The sequence below is a fragment of the Methylobacterium sp. R2-1 genome (assembly GCF_014191355.1).
Lineage (GTDB): Bacteria > Pseudomonadota > Alphaproteobacteria > Rhizobiales > Beijerinckiaceae > Methylobacterium.
The window spans coordinates 1-16,622 of the sequence record NZ_JACHWM010000017.1 but is presented as its reverse complement, the minus strand read 5'-3'; the positions used below and the strand labels follow the sequence as shown (position 1 = coordinate 16,622).

The 16,622-nt window shown below is 67.1% G+C and carries 18 protein-coding genes; 13 read left to right on the top strand and 5 right to left on the bottom strand.

The window, feature by feature from the left end:
• Positions 1–4: 4 nt before the first annotated feature.
• Positions 5–937, top strand: coding sequence for an MBL fold metallo-hydrolase (locus FHU13_RS21885; protein ID WP_183437960.1), 933 nt, complete (start codon positions 5–7; stop codon positions 935–937).
• Positions 938–948: 11 nt separating this feature from the next.
• Here the strand turns inward: FHU13_RS21885 and FHU13_RS21880 are convergent, their stop codons facing one another.
• Complete coding sequence (locus tag FHU13_RS21880; RefSeq protein WP_183437959.1) at positions 949–1,728, bottom strand: DUF1499 domain-containing protein; 780 nt, start codon at positions 1,726–1,728, stop codon at positions 949–951.
• A 122-nt stretch (positions 1,729–1,850) separates the two neighbouring features.
• Here FHU13_RS21880 and FHU13_RS21875 point away from each other — a divergent pair, with 122 nt between their 5' ends.
• Positions 1,851–2,324 (top strand): MarR family winged helix-turn-helix transcriptional regulator, encoded by a 474-nt coding sequence (locus FHU13_RS21875; RefSeq protein ID WP_183437958.1) that lies wholly within the window; start codon positions 1,851–1,853, stop codon positions 2,322–2,324.
• A 120-nt stretch (positions 2,325–2,444) separates the two neighbouring features.
• On the opposite strand, the gene FHU13_RS21870 is transcribed toward FHU13_RS21875, so the two are convergent.
• A complete protein-coding gene (locus FHU13_RS21870; protein ID WP_041371474.1) occupies positions 2,445–2,633 on the bottom strand; it encodes a general stress protein in 189 nt (62 codons plus the stop codon).
• A 206-nt stretch (positions 2,634–2,839) separates the two neighbouring features.
• Between FHU13_RS21870 and FHU13_RS21865 the strand changes: the two genes are divergently transcribed.
• Together FHU13_RS21865 and FHU13_RS21860 are read left to right on the top strand one after the other, a co-directional pair.
• The gene (locus FHU13_RS21865) at positions 2,840–3,061 is read left to right on the top strand and encodes a hypothetical protein (RefSeq protein ID WP_312889628.1); all 222 of its coding nucleotides are present in this window, start codon (positions 2,840–2,842) and stop codon (positions 3,059–3,061) included.
• A gap of 184 nt (positions 3,062–3,245) precedes the next feature.
• The gene (locus FHU13_RS21860) at positions 3,246–3,695 is read left to right on the top strand and encodes a Crp/Fnr family transcriptional regulator (protein ID WP_183437956.1); all 450 of its coding nucleotides are present in this window, start codon (positions 3,246–3,248) and stop codon (positions 3,693–3,695) included.
• 89 nt (positions 3,696–3,784) lie between these two features.
• On the opposite strand, the gene FHU13_RS21855 is transcribed toward FHU13_RS21860, so the two are convergent.
• Positions 3,785–4,228: a VOC family protein gene (locus FHU13_RS21855; protein ID WP_183437955.1), complete on the bottom strand. Its 444-nt coding sequence runs from the start codon at positions 4,226–4,228 to the stop codon at positions 3,785–3,787.
• 188 nt (positions 4,229–4,416) lie between these two features.
• Between FHU13_RS21855 and FHU13_RS21850 the strand changes: the two genes are divergently transcribed.
• The 6 genes from FHU13_RS21850 to FHU13_RS21825 all read left to right on the top strand — a co-directional run bounded on the left by FHU13_RS21850 (position 4,417) and on the right by FHU13_RS21825 (position 10,599).
• Positions 4,417–5,109, top strand: a complete 693-nt coding sequence (locus tag FHU13_RS21850; RefSeq protein ID WP_183437954.1) for a L,D-transpeptidase — start codon at positions 4,417–4,419, stop codon at positions 5,107–5,109.
• A 114-nt stretch (positions 5,110–5,223) separates the two neighbouring features.
• Positions 5,224–5,874 (top strand): hypothetical protein, encoded by a 651-nt coding sequence (locus FHU13_RS21845; protein WP_183437953.1) that lies wholly within the window; start codon positions 5,224–5,226, stop codon positions 5,872–5,874.
• Between the two features lie 127 nt (positions 5,875–6,001).
• Complete coding sequence (locus FHU13_RS21840; protein ID WP_003599447.1) at positions 6,002–6,154, top strand: DUF3096 domain-containing protein; 153 nt, start codon at positions 6,002–6,004, stop codon at positions 6,152–6,154.
• A gap of 224 nt (positions 6,155–6,378) precedes the next feature.
• The gene (gene ppdK, locus FHU13_RS21835) at positions 6,379–9,045 is read left to right on the top strand and encodes a pyruvate, phosphate dikinase (protein ID WP_183437952.1); all 2,667 of its coding nucleotides are present in this window, start codon (positions 6,379–6,381) and stop codon (positions 9,043–9,045) included.
• A gap of 203 nt (positions 9,046–9,248) precedes the next feature.
• Entirely contained in the window at positions 9,249–9,506 is a 258-nt protein-coding gene (locus FHU13_RS21830; protein ID WP_183437951.1) for a hypothetical protein, read from the top strand.
• A 187-nt stretch (positions 9,507–9,693) separates the two neighbouring features.
• Positions 9,694–10,599, top strand: a complete 906-nt coding sequence (locus FHU13_RS21825; protein ID WP_183437950.1) for a cell wall hydrolase — start codon at positions 9,694–9,696, stop codon at positions 10,597–10,599.
• Positions 10,600–10,728: 129 nt separating this feature from the next.
• On the opposite strand, the gene FHU13_RS21820 is transcribed toward FHU13_RS21825, so the two are convergent.
• Together FHU13_RS21820 and FHU13_RS21815 are read right to left on the bottom strand one after the other, a co-directional pair.
• Complete coding sequence (locus FHU13_RS21820; RefSeq protein WP_183437949.1) at positions 10,729–12,360, bottom strand: alpha-D-glucose phosphate-specific phosphoglucomutase; 1,632 nt, start codon at positions 12,358–12,360, stop codon at positions 10,729–10,731.
• Positions 12,361–12,463: 103 nt separating this feature from the next.
• Positions 12,464–13,144, bottom strand: a complete 681-nt coding sequence (locus tag FHU13_RS21815) for an MgtC/SapB family protein (RefSeq protein ID WP_183437948.1) — start codon at positions 13,142–13,144, stop codon at positions 12,464–12,466.
• Positions 13,145–13,283: 139 nt separating this feature from the next.
• Here FHU13_RS21815 and lgt point away from each other — a divergent pair, with 139 nt between their 5' ends.
• Genes lgt through pgeF form a run of 3 tightly spaced genes read left to right on the top strand, consistent with a single transcriptional unit; the run spans position 13,284 to position 16,065 of the window.
• Complete coding sequence (gene lgt / locus FHU13_RS21810; protein WP_183437947.1) at positions 13,284–14,174, top strand: prolipoprotein diacylglyceryl transferase; 891 nt, start codon at positions 13,284–13,286, stop codon at positions 14,172–14,174.
• A gap of 2 nt (positions 14,175–14,176) precedes the next feature.
• Positions 14,177–15,268: a class I SAM-dependent methyltransferase gene (locus FHU13_RS21805; RefSeq protein WP_183437946.1), complete on the top strand. Its 1,092-nt coding sequence runs from the start codon at positions 14,177–14,179 to the stop codon at positions 15,266–15,268.
• Positions 15,269–15,297: 29 nt separating this feature from the next.
• A complete protein-coding gene (gene pgeF, locus FHU13_RS21800) occupies positions 15,298–16,065 on the top strand; it encodes a peptidoglycan editing factor PgeF (protein WP_183437945.1) in 768 nt (255 codons plus the stop codon).
• Positions 16,066–16,622: the final 557 nt, after the last annotated feature.

Below are 16,622 nucleotides of genomic sequence, written 5' to 3'. Positions count from 1 at the left end.
CGTCATGAGTGAACCGTCCACGGACGCGCAGGCCCCCTCCCCCAGCTTCGAGAGCGCTCTTCCCGCGCCCGGGCGGACTGAGACGATGAGCCCGCTCGTGCGCCGGCGGATCTGCCCCAATGGCGGCCCCTTCACCGCGAGTGGGACCTGCAGCTACGTGGTCGGGCGCGGCCGTGTCGCCGTGATCGATCCGGGGCCGGCTGAGGCCGAGCACATCGACGGGCTGTTGGCCTCGCTCGACGGCGAGCACGTCGAGGCCATCGTCGTGACTCACACCCACCGCGACCATTCTCCCGGCGCCCGCCTGCTGCAAGCACGCACGGGCGCGCCGATCGTAGGCTGCGGCCCGCACAGGGCCGCGCGGCGGCTCGCCGAGAACGAGCTGCCCGCCCTCGATGCCAGCGCAGACCGCGAGCACCGGCCCGACCGGGAACTGGAGGATGGGGAGAGCCTGACCGGCGAAGGATGGACCCTGACCGCGTTGGCGACCCCCGGCCACACCATGAACCATCTCGCCTTCGCCCTGCCTGAGGAGAACGTGCTGTTCTCCGGCGATCACGTCATGGCTTGGTCGACCTCCATCGTCGCGCCGCCCGACGGGTCGATGCGGGCCTACATGGATTCGCTGGAGCGCCTGCGAGAGCGGAGCGAGACACTGTACTGGCCGGGCCATGGCGGACCGGTGCGCGATCCGCGACGCTTCGTGCGCGGACTCGCCGCCCATCGCCGCCAACGGGAGGCGGCGATCCGCGCCCGGCTGGACGCGGGCGACCGCGACATCGCGGCCATCGTCCGCACCGTCTATCAGGGCCTCGCCCCGCACCTGCGCGGTGCGGCGGCGCTGTCCGTCTTCGCCCATCTCGAGGATCTGGTGGAGCGGGGCCTCGCCGTGACCGATGGCCCGCCGCTGCTCGCTGGAACGTTCCGGCCCGCTTGAGGACAGCGCGGCTACTTGAGTGCGATAGCGAGGTTGGCGACCTCGTCCAGGTAGGAGCGGATTCGATCGGCATTGTCGCCGAAGTCGCGGTCGCCGATCCGGGATGCGGAGCGCACGTCGATGCGGGCGCCGTCGGCCCGCGGATGCACCCGCACGGTGATGTCGGCCGGCAGGTTCAGAATCCGTGTATGGGCCACCGCCTCGATGCGACCGTTGCCGATCCGTCCGCCGGGCCGGATCGCCTCGATGATCTGCCACTTGCGATTCACGGCCGCCTTGCGCGCCAGTTCGAACGCCTCGTCGGCCTCCACGTCGAGGGTCAGCGGCGCGATCTGCGGATAGGCCGCACGCTGCGCTTCGCGCGTTGCCGACCCGGGTTCGGGCGGGTAGCGGCCGTCGCGGGCAGCGAAGGCAAGGCGTGAGCGTGAAAAGGCGGGCGGGCGCTCGGTGTCCGTCGACACATCGGTGAGCGCCGGCAGGCGCACGCCCTTGAGCGCCGCATAGGCCGGATAGGCGAGGACGAGGCTCGCGAGGAACAGGCCGCCGATGGCCGCCCCGAGACCGCCCGCGCCTTCGCGCCAGACCCGCACCATTGCGAACAGGGCGAGCGCCACCGCGACGACGGAGAGGGCGATCCCGCTCCCGAGCACGGCGAGCGCTGGCGCCGGCTCGGCCGAGGGGCTGCGCACGATCAATACCGCCATGGCGGTGACGATCAGGGAGAACAGGGCGAGCGTCCGCGCGTAGCGGCCGGCCCGCGTCACCGGTTCATCGAGAAGCTGACGACGCATGACACCGGAAACGGATGAAGGGATGTGAAGCGTGGATAAACTGCCGAGCAGTCTACAGGTTGGGGGTGAGCCGCGCCACTCGGCTGCCCGGCGGACATCCCTCTGCTACAAGCTGGACGGACATGTCCGAGCGTCAAGCCCGTCCCGCTTCGAAGGCCGAACCCAGCGACCCCTTGCGGGTCTGGTTTCGCTTCATCCGTCTCAGCCGGCGCGTTACGGCCGCCGTTGCCGCGGAACTGCGGGAACTCGGCCTTTCGATCCCGCAATTCGACGTGCTGTCGACCTTGAGCGAGCAGGAAGGACTGACGCAGCAGGAACTGGCCGCGCGGCTCTACGTCACGAAAGGCAACGTGTCGGGCCTGATCGATCGTCTCGTCGAGGCCGGGCTGGTCGAGCGCCGTTCGATTCCCGGCGATCGCCGCTCCCACGCGCTTCATCTCACCACCGCGGGTGCCCAGGTCGCAGCCCGAGGGATCGCCGCGCAGGCGGCCTATGTCACGCGCACATTGGGCCGGCTCGGTGAGGCTGATCTCCGCGATTTCGAAGAGCTCGTCGTCAAATGGCGCGAACTGGCCCGCGCCGATGCCGCTGGTTGAAAGTCCGCCGGAAAAAGAAACAGACGCCCGCGGCGCCCGTAGTTAGAAATATATTTCTGTTTTGTGAGGGGGGCCGGGCGGTCGAACGCGTGCAACGCGCCCGGAACCGCCTCGGCCGATTTAAGCCTCGCCCGTGCGGCCCGTCGACTGACCACCCTTGCGGCCGGCGGACGAGGCGAGCTCACGATCTTGCGAGAAGGATCGCTTCTCAGCCGGCACCGACCGACCACCCTTACTGGCGATCTCGCGCTGCCGTTCGATATTCATGGAAGCGAAACCTCGCTTCGAGGTGGAATTACCAGATGCCATCAGCGCCTCCTCAGGCAAACTCTTCACACCCTCCTCAACCGTCGTCCCTTTCGATTGTTCCTTGGCTGTATCATTGGCCGCGCTTGGGGAAACCCGTGTTTCGTCCAGACGTTAGCCCTGCTCACGCCAGCGCATGACGCAAGGTTGTGAACAGGTCTCCACAGGCCGGTCCAGACCCATGAGGAGCCGGGATGACGAACCGATACATGGTGAAGCCTTCGCTTGCGGCCAAGTCCGCCGCCACGTCGGCGGGCTCCGGCCTTCCTGAACCCAATCGGACGCCGCTGCCGGAAATGCCGGCGCCGGAGGACAGTTTGACGCCGACGACGCATGAGGAGCCCTTCGATTCTCCGCAGCCGAATGCCAGCGCCAAGCGCAGCCCGCCTGACTCAGGTGAACTCGGACTGTCGACGCGTCGAGACGCGTGACGACGGCATTATCGTTCCGAGGCGTCGAGCGTGCTTCAAGCGCGTGGGAGAGGCAGCGTTCTCGCCGGAGATTGTCTGCTTCGCCCTAGAGGCTCGAAGGTACGGTGGCTTTGACACGGTCCGCCGGTACGTCTACCCGCGGGCCTTTCCGCCTGCCGCCGTTCAGGCGCATCGGAGTGTGTCCATGACCCTCGACACCGAGGTGATGTCCCTACGGCAGGTGCCGTTGTTTCGTGAGGTCGAGCCGTCTCGCCTCAAGCTTCTCGCTTTCACCAGCGAGCGGGTGCATTTCGAGGCGGGACAAGCCTTCTTCGCGCGCGGAGAGACAGCGGATGCGGCCTATCTCATCCTCGAAGGGGCTGCCGCGGTCTCCATCGACGGGCCGTTCGGCCCCGTGCGCCTCGCGCTGCTCGGCCCCAACGCGCTCGTCGGCGAGATGGGCATTCTGGCCGACCAGCCACGCTCGGCGACCGTGATCGCCGACACCGCGACCACGGCTCTGCGGATCGACCGCGACGTGTTCATCGAGTTGCTCGCGCAGTTTCCGCAGATCAGCATCGCCGTCATGCGTGAACTCGCTCTACGTCTTGAGCAGACCAATCAGAGACTGGCTGAGCAAGTCGGCAACGCCTGACAGGGGTAGCGTTCGCGCCGGTCCGATCCAGGCGGGCGACACCTCGTGGACGAACTGCAACCGGCTTGATCGGCGGTCCGAACTGAGGATCACGGCGTCGGATAGGTAATGAACTCCATCAGCGAGCCGTCCGGGTCGCGGAAGTAGACGCTCACGCCCTGGCCCGCCGCACCGTTGCGTTCGACGGGTCCCAACTCGACCGCAACGCCATGAGCGGCCAAATGTGCCGCCGCCTCCTCGATCGTGCCCGACCAGCGGAAGCAGAGATCGCTGCCGCCGGGCATGACCGGTTGGCGGGCACGCGGCGTACCGATCTGGCCGGGACCGTGCACGTTGAGCTGGACGCCGCCGAAGCGAAACACCACGCCCTTGCCGAACGGGATCACTTCGGCCTGCAGCACGTCCCGATAGAACGCGGTCGAGCGCTCCCAGTCGGAGACGTGGATGACGCAATGGTCGAGGTGGATCGCCGGCGCGAGTGTCGTGACGACGACACCCACTTCCTCGACGCTTTGGGTCTCGGTCTCCGGCATCCTTCCCTCCGGCTCACGCGATTTTGTGCTGCAGATAACGCGGCCAGCGCGCTGGGCGAGGCCGCCTCACGGCAACGTTCCTCGCTCGATGCGGCCCCGAAGTCACACCCGTTCGAGCCTGAGGCGGGTAGTCATGGCGGATGTTCTGCAACGCTAACCCGCCGCCAGCGGCGGTGACAGGAGCCGCTATGGCAGCCCCCAAGACCGCCGGCACGGCCGCGCCCGTCACCACTCGGGCGGCGATCCGCCGCGTGATGCTCGCGGTGTTCTGCCTCGTTCCGCTTGCGGCCTGCCAGTCTTCCAAGCCGGGCCCGATGGCCGGCGGCGATGACGATGCGGCCTGGTACATCGGTACGATGCCCGACAAGCCGTTCGACGTGCCGCTGGTCGACCGTTCGCGGATCGACCCAAAATATCGCCGTCAGGAGGTCGCCTATAGCGGTCCCGAAGCGCCGGGAACGATCGTCGTCGATATCGACAAGCGTCAGCTCGCTCTGGTGCAGGAGGGCGGCACGGCGCTGCAATACGGCGTCGGCGTGGGCAAGGCCGGCTTCTCGTGGAAGGGCGACGCGCGGGTCGGCCGCAAGGGAGTCTGGCCGGATTGGAGCCCGACCACCACGATGGTCTCGCTCAACCCGGGCATCGAGCGCTCGCGCAAGGGTGGCGTCGACAATCCGCTCGGCGCGCGTGCGCTCTATCTCTACAATGGCAACCGTGACACGCTCTTCCGCATTCACGGCACCAATGAGCCCTGGAGCATCGGCGAGCAGATGTCCTCGGGCTGTGTGCGCATGCTCAACGAGGACATCGTTGATCTTTACGAGCGCGTCCCCGTTGGCGCCCGTGTGGTCGTGAAGCGCAGCGGCAAGTATCGCGCCTGAGGACGCCTTCGCGTCGAAGGGCCGGTGCCCGCGTCCCGACCGTACGCGCCGGCCTCCTTGCCGACGCGACGCGGCTGATCCGGCGTCCGGCGTCGATTGGAAAGGAGCCGTCACGTGCTGATCGGCGTGCATTACCCGAAGGCGGGCGGTTCATCCGTGGGAACGGCCCTCATGGAGGCCTATGGCACGGAACTGATGCGTGACTACGACGACGCGCCGCCTCGTGTCGATTCGCCGGTCACGTTCGATCCGATCGGATATTTCGCCCGAGACTTCACGATTCCGCTCGGTATCGAATGTGTCTACGGCCATCTTCACATCAACAAATATCGGCGCATTTCCGATGCGAGACGATTCGTTATGCTTCGTCATCCCGTCGATGCATTGATTTCGACGTATTTTTACTTCCAATCTGTGCCCGATAATGTCGGCGGCATCTTGCTGCAATATATCAAGAAGAATAAGCTGACGATCTTGGAGATGGCTCGTATCCCGACCTACACGCACTTAATGTCGAGAACGTACTTCGGCGGCGTCGATATGTCTTGCTTCGACCTCATCGGACGGCATGATCGGCGGGACGTATTCTTCGCATCACTCGCGGCGCTGGCGGAACGGCCGATCGATCCCGGCCACAAGATCAACGTCACGCCGCGATACGACGAGCGATCTGAGATGCTCGACGACACGCAGATGATGTCGCGGCTTACCGATATCCTAAGGGACGACGTCCGGTTCTACGAGCGGCACGCCTACAGGGATTGACGATCGAGACGTGCAGCCCGGACGTGAGTCACCGAGCACTGCCCGGCCCGATCCTCCTGGGTAAGGAACTGGAGCCGGGGCCAGAACGTCTTCAGGGTGCGGTCAAGCTTGGCCGTGGAGTGTAATCATGACCATCACCGTGTCGAACCTGCAGCCGATCATCGCGATCCTGGCGGGCATCCTCATCCTGATTGCGCCGCGGCTCCTGAACTATATCGTGGCGGTCTACCTGATCGTCGTTGGATTGATCGGCCTGGGTGTCCTGCGTCATTTTTCCTGAACCGCGCACCGTAATGCTCGACGCGGCTCGGACGAGACGCGGTGTACGCGCTCGCGCCAGGTCTCTGTCCTCAAGCGTGCGTACTTTCGTTCCTGACAGCCCCCTCGCATCGTCACTCCCCGCCGCGGAGCGACGCGAAGCTAATCCTTGCACTGCGACATGAGATGCGCCACGCCCGCGTGAGCGGCGCTCAGGTCGCCAAAATCCGTCCAGCGGAGAGACTGATGACGAAATGGGTCTATTCCTTCGGTGACGGCAAGGCCGAGGGCGAGGCGTCGATGCGCAACCTCCTCGGCGGCAAGGGGGCAAACCTTGCCGAGATGTCGAATCTCGGCCTTCCGGTGCCTCCCGGCTTCACCATCACCACGGAAGTCTGCACCTACTACTACCAGAACGGCGAGACCTACCCGGCGGAACTTGCCGGCGAGGTGAAGGCTGGCCTGGACAAGGTGGGTGCGCTCACCGGCCGCCGCTTCGGCGATGCGGATAAGCCGCTGCTGGTCTCAGTCCGCTCGGGTGCCCGCGCCTCCATGCCGGGCATGATGGACACGGTGCTCAATCTCGGCCTCAACGACGCCACCGTCGAGGCCCTGGCCAAGGACGCCGACGACGAGCGCTTCGCCTACGATTCCTACCGCCGCTTCATCACGATGTACTCGAACGTCGTGCTCGGCGTGGAGCATCACGCCTTCGAGGAGGCGCTGGAGCACTACAAGGAAGAGAAGGGCCTCAACCTCGACACCGAGCTGAAGGCCGACGACTGGAAGCACCTGATCGGCGTCTACAAGAAGATCGTCCGCGACGAGCACGGCTCCGACTTCCCGCAGAAGCCCGAGGACCAGCTCTGGGGTGCGATCGGCGCGGTCTTCGATTCCTGGATGATCCCGCGGGCCAAGAAGTACCGCGAGCTGAACCAGATCCCCGAGAGCTGGGGCACGGCCGTCAACGTCCAGGCCATGGTGTTCGGCAACATGGGCGACACCTCGGCCACCGGCGTCGCCTTCACCCGCAACCCCTCCACCGGCGAGAGCGCGCTCTACGGCGAGTTCCTCATCAACGCCCAGGGCGAGGACGTGGTGGCGGGCATCCGCACCCCGCAGGACATTACCGAGAAGGCGCGGATCGAGGCCAAGTCCGACAAGCCGTCCATGGAAAAGGCGATGCCCGAGAGCTTCGCCGAGCTGACGCGGATCTACGGGATCCTCGAAAAGCACTACCGCGACATGCAGGACATGGAGTTCACCATCGAGCGCGGGAAGCTCTGGATGCTCCAGACCCGCAACGGCAAGCGCACCGCCAAGGCGGCCCTGCGCATCGCCGTCGAACTCGCGGGCGAGGGTCTGATCTCGAAGGAAGAGGCGATCAAGCGCATCGAGCCGGGCGCGCTCGACCAGCTTCTTCACCCGACCATCGATCCGAATGCCGAGCGCAAGGTCATCGCCACCGGCCTGCCGGCCTCCCCCGGCGCCGCCGTCGGCGAGATCGTGTTCAACTCGGAAGCGGCGGAAGCCGCCAAGAAGGCCGAGCGCCGCTGCATCCTCGTGCGCATCGAGACCTCGCCGGAGGACATCCACGGCATGCACGCCGCCGAGGGCATCCTCACGACGCGCGGCGGCATGACCAGCCACGCGGCCGTGGTCGCCCGCGGGATGGGCAAGCCCTGCGTCTCCGGCGTCGGCTCGATCCGGATCGACTACAAGGCGCAGACGCTGACCGTCGGCGGCGTGACCCTGAAGGCGGGTGACGTCATCACCATCGACGGCTCGACCGGTCAGGTGATCCAGGGCGAGGTCAAGATGCTCCAGCCCGAGCTGTCGGGCGACTTCGCCGCCCTGATGGAGTGGGCGGACGCAGTCCGCACCATGAAGGTGCGCACCAACGCCGACACCCCGGCCGACGCCCGCGCCGCCCGCAAGTTCGGCGCTGAGGGTATCGGCCTGTGCCGCACCGAGCACATGTTCTTCGAGGGCGACCGGATCGTGGCGGTGCGCGAGATGATCCTCGCCGACGACACGGAAGGCCGTCGCGCGGCACTCGCGAAAATCCTGCCGTACCAGCGCCAGGACTTCGTCGAGTTGTTCACGATCATGTCTGGCCTGCCCGTCACGATCCGCCTCCTCGACCCGCCGCTGCACGAGTTCCTGCCGCACACGGACGAGGAGATCCGAGAGGTGATGTCGGCCACCGGCATCAGCGAGGACAAGATCCGCAACCGTATCCGCGAACTGTCCGAGCACAACCCGATGCTCGGCTTCCGCGGCTGCCGTCTCGCCATCGCCTTCCCCGAGATCGCCGAGATGCAGGCCCGCGCAATCTTCGAGGCCGCGGTACAGGCCGCCAAGGATACCGGCGCCCCGGTGACGTCGGAGGTGATGGTACCGCTGGTGTTCACGCGGATGGAGTTCGACATCGTCAAGGCCCGCATCGACGCCATGGCCAAGGCCGTGTCGGAAGAGACGGGTGAGACGCTCGACTATCAGGTCGGCACGATGATCGAGCTGCCGCGCGCGGCGCTTAAGGCCGGCGAGATCGCCGAGACCGCCGAGTTCTTCTCATTCGGCACCAACGATCTCACCCAGACCGCGCTCGGCATCTCCCGCGACGATGCCGCGACCTTCCTCGGCCCCTACACACAGAAGGGCATCCTCTCGGTCGACCCGTTCGTGTCGATCGATCAGGAGGGCGTGGGCGAACTGGTGAAGATCGGCGCAGAGCGCGGCCGTGCAACCCGCCAGGGGCTCAAGCTCGGCATCTGCGGTGAGCACGGCGGCGACCCGGCCTCGATCGCCTTCTGCCAGGAAGTCGGCCTCGACTACGTCTCCTGCTCGCCCTTCCGCGTGCCGATCGCCCGCCTTGCAGCAGCGCAGGCGGCTCTCGGCAAGGATGCCTGAGACCGGTGCGTGAGACCGCTGACCGAAGACCCCGCGGGCCCTCGCCCGCGGGCATTTCAGGAACGGCATGGCAAGCTTCGCAATAATTTTGCGGACAGCCCGCTGAACCCGTGTTGCCCAGGCACGTTACCTGCTAGCGGAAGACCATAGCGCGGCGAGCGTCGATCGGTCTTTCGGCCAGGGCATCCGCGGGACTTCCAGCCATGTCGCATCCCGACTCCCCCTCTGCCCTCCTGCAACATCGTGCCATCATTCCCGGTCACCGGGCGATGCAGGCCGCCTATCTCGGAGTTCTCGCGACATTCGCCGCAGCTGCCGGCGTGGTCGGGCTCGTTTACCTCGAGGCCGACCGCAACGAGCGCCAGGCGGGCCAAACGATCATCGCTTCGCAGAATGGTAGCGGCTACGTCGCCATCTTGGTGAACGGCATGGCCCAGCGTCACGGCCGCCCGGCGCCCTAAGTGCCTCACGAAGCTCCCGGCTACCGACCGTTCTCGCTTCGGCGACGACGGTGCAGGGGAGCTTCGTGAGATTCACTTAACCGTCCGGCAACCACGTTCGCGATTAAACTCTCACCCGTGAGGAACGGTCGCTCCGGCTTGGCTTAAGCTGCAGCTTCCGGCCGCTCGTGAGTGTGGAGTGTCGGCGTTGCGTACGAGGCGCGTTCGAGGCCTGGGCCTCGGTCCCCGCTGGATCGTCTCGGCCGTCGTGCCGTGGATGGTGGCCACCGGCCTGCTGGTATCCTTCACCGCTACCGCGGGCACGGACGCCACGCTTCGGCTCGAGCGGCTCTCGGAGCGGGATGTCACCGCCACGGGGGCCCTGGTCGCGTCCACCTCGTGGAGCCCGGACGTGATCGATGCCGGTCTCGTGGCGCCCGGCGCTCCGCACGAAGCCGAGCCGGGCGAGGACGGTCTCCCCCATCTCGCCGACTCGGACGGCGCCACCCCTGCCACGCCTCGCGCGGTCGCCTTGTCGTCAGTGACGCCGGCTCCCGCCGACGCGACCCCGATCGAGGTCGCCGCGTCGAACCTCGCATTGCCCGGTTTCTCGACCCGGCTCGATCGTAGCCCGTCGGTGCTCGATCCGCAGATGTCGACGCCGGAGGCGAAGTCCCACTACGCCGACCTGATCAATCCGGATGCGATGGACCGCGAACAGCGCTGCCTCGCCGAAGCGGTCTATTTCGAAGCCCGCAGCGAACCCGAAGAGGGCCAGGCGGCCGTGGCGCAGGTGGTGCTGAACCGCGTCAAGAGCGGGCTCTATCCGTCCTCGGTCTGCGGCGTCGTCTACCAGAACCGCCATCGTTTCATGGGTTGCCAGTTCTCCTTCGCCTGCGAGGGCAAGTCGCTGCGCATCACCGACGCGGAATCCTGGCGCAGCGCGACTCGCGTGGCCAGCGCGGTGATCGAGGGCCGGACCTATGTCAGCGAAGTCGGCGGCGCGACGCACTACCACGCCGACTACGTGCGCCCCGGCTGGTCGCGCCGGCTCAAGCGCAAGGACATGATTGGCCGGCACATCTTCTATCAGCTCAAGCCCAATCAGACGTAAGGTCCGCCGAAACGCCGCTCGCTACCCCTGCTCACCTGCCCTGCTTGAGGTACTTCGCTCGGCCGATTGCCGGAAGCTTGTCCGTGTCACGGTCCGGTGGGAACAGGCCGAGCGACTCCGTTCCGCCCGTCACGTCACGACGCTCGGCTCCACGCGTCCGGTGATCGCCTCGATGTCGGCGAGTGCCCGCGCCACGGCGACGACGGGGCCGAGCATGTCGGCCACCGGCAGCTCCAGCCGGTCGGGGGCTGATTCGTAGCGCTCGATATAGACCCGCAGGGTCGCCCCGGCGGTGCCCGTCCCCGAAAGGCGGTAGACGATGCGCGCATCCTCCTCGAAGGTGACCCGCACGCCCTGCGCCTCCGTGACCGAACCGTCGACCGGATCGACGTAGCGGAAATCGTCTGCCGCCTTGACGGTGAGGCCACCGATCTTCGTGCCCGGCAGGGAAGCGAGCTTGGCGCGCAGGCCCTCCATGAGCCGGTTGGCGGCGCCGGAATCGATCTCCTCGTAATCGTGGCGGGTGTAGTAGTCGCGGCCGAACTCGGCCCAATGCGCGCGCACCAGCTCCTGCGCCGGCTTACCGGTCGCTGCCAGGATGTTGAGCCAGAGCAGGACCGCCCACAGCCCGTCCTTCTCGCGCACATGGTTCGAGCCGGTGCCGGCGCTCTCCTCGCCGCAGAGTGTGATGCGGCCGGCATCCAGCAGGTTGCCGAAGAACTTCCAGCCGGTCGGCGTTTCGAACGCCTCGATCTTCAGGGCGGCAGCCACGCGGTCCACGGCGCGGCTCGTCGGCATTGAGCGGGCGACGCCGGAGAGCCCCGCGGCATAGCCCGGTGCGCGGTGGGCATGGGCGGCGAGGATGGCGAGGCTGTCGCTCGGCGTGACGAAGAGGTTTGGCGCCACGATCATGTTGCGGTCGCCGTCACCGTCGGAGGCCGCACCGAAATCCGGCGCGTCGGCCCCGTGCATCAGTTCGAACAGTTCGTGGGCGTGGACCGGGTTCGGATCGGGATGGTGCCCGCCGAAATCGGGCTTGGGCTCGCCGTTGACAACCGTGCCGGGTGCCGCGCCGAGGGCGTCCTCGAGGATCGCCTTGGCGTAGGGGCCGGTCACCGCCGAGAGCGCGTCGAAGCGCATCCGGAAGCCCGAGGCAAACATCTTCGCGAGCGCCTCGAAGTCAAACAGCGTGCGCATCAGCTCGGCGTAGTCGGCGACCGGATCGATCACCTCGACCGTCATCCCGTCGATCTCGGTCGTGCCGATCCGGCCGAGATCAAGGTCGGGCGCGTCGGAGATGCGGTAATCGCCGATCGCCTTGGTGCGCTCGAAGATCGCCGCCGTGACGCTCTCCGGCGCCGGGCCGCCGTTGCTGCCGTTGAACTTGATGCCGAAATCGCCCTCCGGCCCACCGGGATTGTGGCTCGCTGAGAGCACGATGCCGCCGACGGCGCCGTGCTTGCGGATGACGCAGGACGCCGCCGGCGTCGAGAGCAGGCCGTTCTGCCCCACCAGCACCCGCCCGAAGCCGTTGGCGGCGGCGATCTTGAGGGCGATCTGCACCACCTGCTCGTTGAAGAAACGCCCGTCGCCGCCGATGACCAGGGTCGCGCCCTTCCGGTCCGGGATGCAGTCGATGATCGCCTGGACGAAGTTCTGGACGTAGTGGGGCTGGCGGAAAACGGGCACTTTCTTGCGGAGGCCCGAGGTGCCGGGCTTCTGGTCCGGATAGGGGCTGGTGGGAACCCGCTTCGACGCCATCGTTCGCTCGACTCTCGAAAAAGATACTGTCCGCACGTCGTAGTGCGCTTTGTTGGTTCGAGTAGGGCGCTCGTGCGGATTTCGCGATGCTCCGGCGGTCCCGTCACACCTCCGAGCCTAGGCGGATGTTCAGAACCGACGGGTTCTGCCTCAGGCGCTCGGCGATGGCAGCGACGCTCGTCTGCGAAAGGCGGACGAAGGCGATCGTCACCTCCTCCACGCCCTCCTGGTCGCCCGGACGCACCACGAACTGGCGCACCCGCGAGGCACGCTCGCCGGTGACCTCCTGGAGAGTGTCGATCGAGAGGCTCCCGGCTTTGACGGTGAGATGGAGCGCGCGGCTGTGCAGCCGGTCGCGCCATCGCTCCTCGATCGGCTTCACGCCCGCGAGAATACCGACGACGAGCACCGTCGCGGCGATCGCCGCGACGTAGAGGCCGCCGCCGACGGCAAGGCCGATCGCCGCCACCGCCCATAGGCTTGCGGCGGTGGTGAGCCCCTTCACCGTCTCGCCGCGCAGGAGGATCGTGCCCGCGCCCAGGAAGCCGATGCCGGAGACGACCTGCGCGGCCACGCGCGAGGGGTCGAGCACCACGTCCTTCTGCCCGAGCACGTCGGAGAAGCCGAAGGCCGAGACGATCATGAAGAGGCAGGCGCCGACGCAGACCAGCATGTGCGTCCGCAGACCCGCGGCCCAGAGCAGCCGTTCCCGTTCGAAGCCGATCACGCTGCCCATGGCGCCCGCGAGTACGAGGCGCGCCACCATCTCGCCGTTGCCGAGCATCGCTCCTCCCGCGCAAATCGTCCCGCCGAGATTGCGCCTCGTGCTCCCGACGCGCAACGATGCTCCGCCTTGACGCTCCACGGGGCGCGGGTCCAATGCGGCGTGCATTCCAAAACCGTCAGCCGCTCGTGGGCCGTCGATGCCGCCGCTTCTCGCCCTCCCCTTCCCGGCCATCGATCCGGTCGCGGTCTCGATCGGACCGATCGAGATCAAGTGGTACGCCCTGTCCTACATCGCAGGGCTCGTCGGCGGCTGGTTCTATGCGCGCCGGCTGGTCGCGGCGGATTCGCTCTGGGGCGTCGTCAAGCGTCCTACGCTCACTGACATCGACGACCTGATCGTCTGGGTCGCGCTCGGCGTCGTGCTGGGAGGGCGCATCGGCTACGTCCTGTTCTACAACCTGCCGCTCTACATGGAGCATCCTCTTGAGATCCTGGCGATTCGCAACGGCGGCATGTCGTTTCACGGCGGATTCCTGGGCGCGATCCTGGCGCTGCTGCTCTTCGCCCGCGCGCGCGGGCTAAATGGCTACACCATGCTCGACATCGCCGCGGTGGTGGTGCCGGTCGGCCTGTTCTTCGGGCGCATCGCCAACTTCGTGAACGGCGAGCTGTGGGGCCGTGCCGCGCCGGATTTTCCCTACGCCGTCGTCTTCCCCACCGGGGGTGACGTGCCGCGCTATCCGAGCCAGCTCTTCGAGGCCGCCACGGAAGGGTTGTTGCTGTTCATCGTCATGGCGCTCGCCGTGCGCCGTTTCGGATTCCGCAAGCCGGGCCTGCTCGGCGGCATCTTCGTGCTCGGCTATGCACTGACGCGAACCTTCTGCGAGTTCTTCCGTGAGCCGGACCGGCAACTCGGATTCCTGTTCGGTCGGGACGTCAACGCTCTCGGCGGCGGCGTGACCATGGGGATGCTGCTCTGCGTGCCGATGGCGCTGGTCGGCCTCGTCTACATCGTACTCGCCGCCCGCGGGGTGACGCGGCCCCGGCTGAAGGGTCCGGATATCCAGGCGGAAGCGGGACAGATCTGAGCGTGGACGCCGAGGCGACGCCGCTCCTGCCGATCCTGGCGCGGGAGATCCGCGCGGACGGGCCGATCGGCCTCGACCGCTACATGGCGCTCTGCCTCGGACATCCGCTTCACGGCTACTACGCCACCCGCGATCCCTTCGGTCGGGGCGGCGACTTCGTCACCGCGCCGGAGATCAGCCAGATGTTCGGCGAGCTGATCGGCGCCTGGGCGGCCGCTTTGCTGCCGATGATGTCGGCGGTGGCCCCGGGCCAGTGGCCCTGCCTCGTCGAACTCGGACCGGGACGCGGCACGCTGATGGCCGACGCCCTGCGGGCCCTGCGCGCTGCCGGCGCCACCTTCGATCTCCACCTCGTCGAGACCAGCCCGGTGCTGCGCCGTATTCAGGCTGAGCGGCTCGCCGGTGCCGCGCCGGCCTTCCACGACTCCGTGGCGAGCCTGCCCGACGCGCCGCTGCTGGTCATCGCCAACGAGTTCTTCGATGCCTTGCCGGCCCGCCAGTTCGTGCGGACGGATCGCGGATGGTGCGAGCGCCGCGTCGGCCTGACGGCGGAAGGTGATGCTCTCGCCTTCGGCCTCGACCCGGAACCCGATCCGCATCTCACGGCGCAGGCGCCGGAAGGCGCGGTGCTGACTCTGCCGAGCCAAGGGCTCTCGATCATGCGCGACCTCGGTCGGCGCCTCGTCGCGAAGGGCGGCGCAGTTCTCGTCATCGATTACGGTGGCGATCGGCCCGGTTTCGGCGACACCTTCCAGGCGGTGACAGGCCATCGCTTCGCCGATCCGCTGAGCCGGCCCGGCGAAGCGGACCTGACTCTGCACGTCGATTTCGGTGCGCTCGCCCGCGCGGCGCGTGCGGAGGGCATGGCCGCGCACGGGCCCGTGACGCAGCGCGACTTCCTGCTGGCGCTCGGTCTCGCGGCCCGCGCCGAGCGGCTGAAGGCCCATGCCACGCCGGATCAGGCGCGGGCGATCGAGGCCGCCGCCCTCCGCCTGACCGACCCGGACCCGCGCGGCATGGGCGCCCTGTTCAAGGTGCTCTGCGCCAGCCATCCCGCCCTCTCGCCCTTGCCGGCGCTTCCGCCCCCTGCCTGAGCCTTCAGAGAGAGAGAGTCTGCGAGACCATGTTCATCGAAGCGCCCGAGCTGAGCTCGCATTCTTATATCCGGCACGCCTTTTTCACCCGGCAGGGAGGCGTTTCCGACGGGCTCTACGCCTCGCTGAACGGCGGGATCGGCTCGAACGACGAGCCGGCGCGCGTTGCCGAGAACCGGGCGCGCATGTGCGCTCAGCTCGGACTTCCGAGCGGGAACCTCGTCAGCCTCTACCAAGTGCATTCGGCCGAGGTGGTGACCGTCGAGGTCCCGTTCCCGCTTGCCGAGCGCCCAAAGGCCGACGCAATGGTGACCCGGGTACCCGGCTTGGCGCTGGGTATCGCCACGGCCGATTGCGGCCCGATCCTGTTCGCCGACCCGGAGAACCGCGTCGTCGGCGCGGCCCATGCCGGCTGGAAGGGCGCCCTTACAGGCGTCATCGCCGCCACGGTCGCGGCCATGGAGGCGCTCGACGCTGAGCGTGAGAGCATCGTCGCCGTGCTCGGGCCGACGATCGCGCAAGCGTCTTACGAGGTCGGCCTGGACTTCATGGAGCGTTTTCGTTCCGAAGTCCCTGGCAGCGAAAAGTTCTTCGCCGAAGGACGGCCGGACCACGCTCAGTTTGATCTGCCGGCCTTCATTCTCGAACGACTGGCCGAAACCGGTATCGGCGAAGCCACCGCGCTGGGCTTGTGCACCTACGCCGATCCCGACCGATTCTATAGCTTCCGGCGCACGACGCACCGCAGCGAGCCGGATTACGGCCGGCTAATATCGGCGATTGCACTCATGCCTTGAGTATATTCCTAGGGTTCTCACAAATGTCGTTGTATCCATGCAACGCCGGACGCAAGGGTGCCCACGGCCAGGCTTTTGTGCGCTGAAGCACTCGCATGTCGCACTGCATCCATCGTAAGCCTTCCGACGTCGCGGAACGCCGTGGTTGCATCCCTGCGACAATCTGTCCGGAAGCTTCACCAAAAAAAGCTCGGCCGTAAGTGAACCTTGGCCGTTGGGTGACGTTTCTCGGTTGGAACGACGGCAGACTAAGACCACTGCCACAAAGGGGCCGCCTTCGGGACGGTCGGCGTGGTCAAGCCGCAACAGCATCTTCCGAGATGCTGGCATAGATACGGGGCACCGTGCCGCCTCGCTTCCCCGGAAGCACCGGCACAGTCAGAGAGGACCAGAGTAATGAAATCCTTCCTTCGCGCCGGTACGGCCATCGCCGGCATCGCCTTCGCCGGTTCGGCGCTCGCTGCCGACCTGCCGCGCCGCGCCGCGCCGCCGCCGGTGTTCCAGCCGGTGCCGGTCTTCACCTGGACGGGCTTCTACGCCGGTTTCAACGCCGGTTA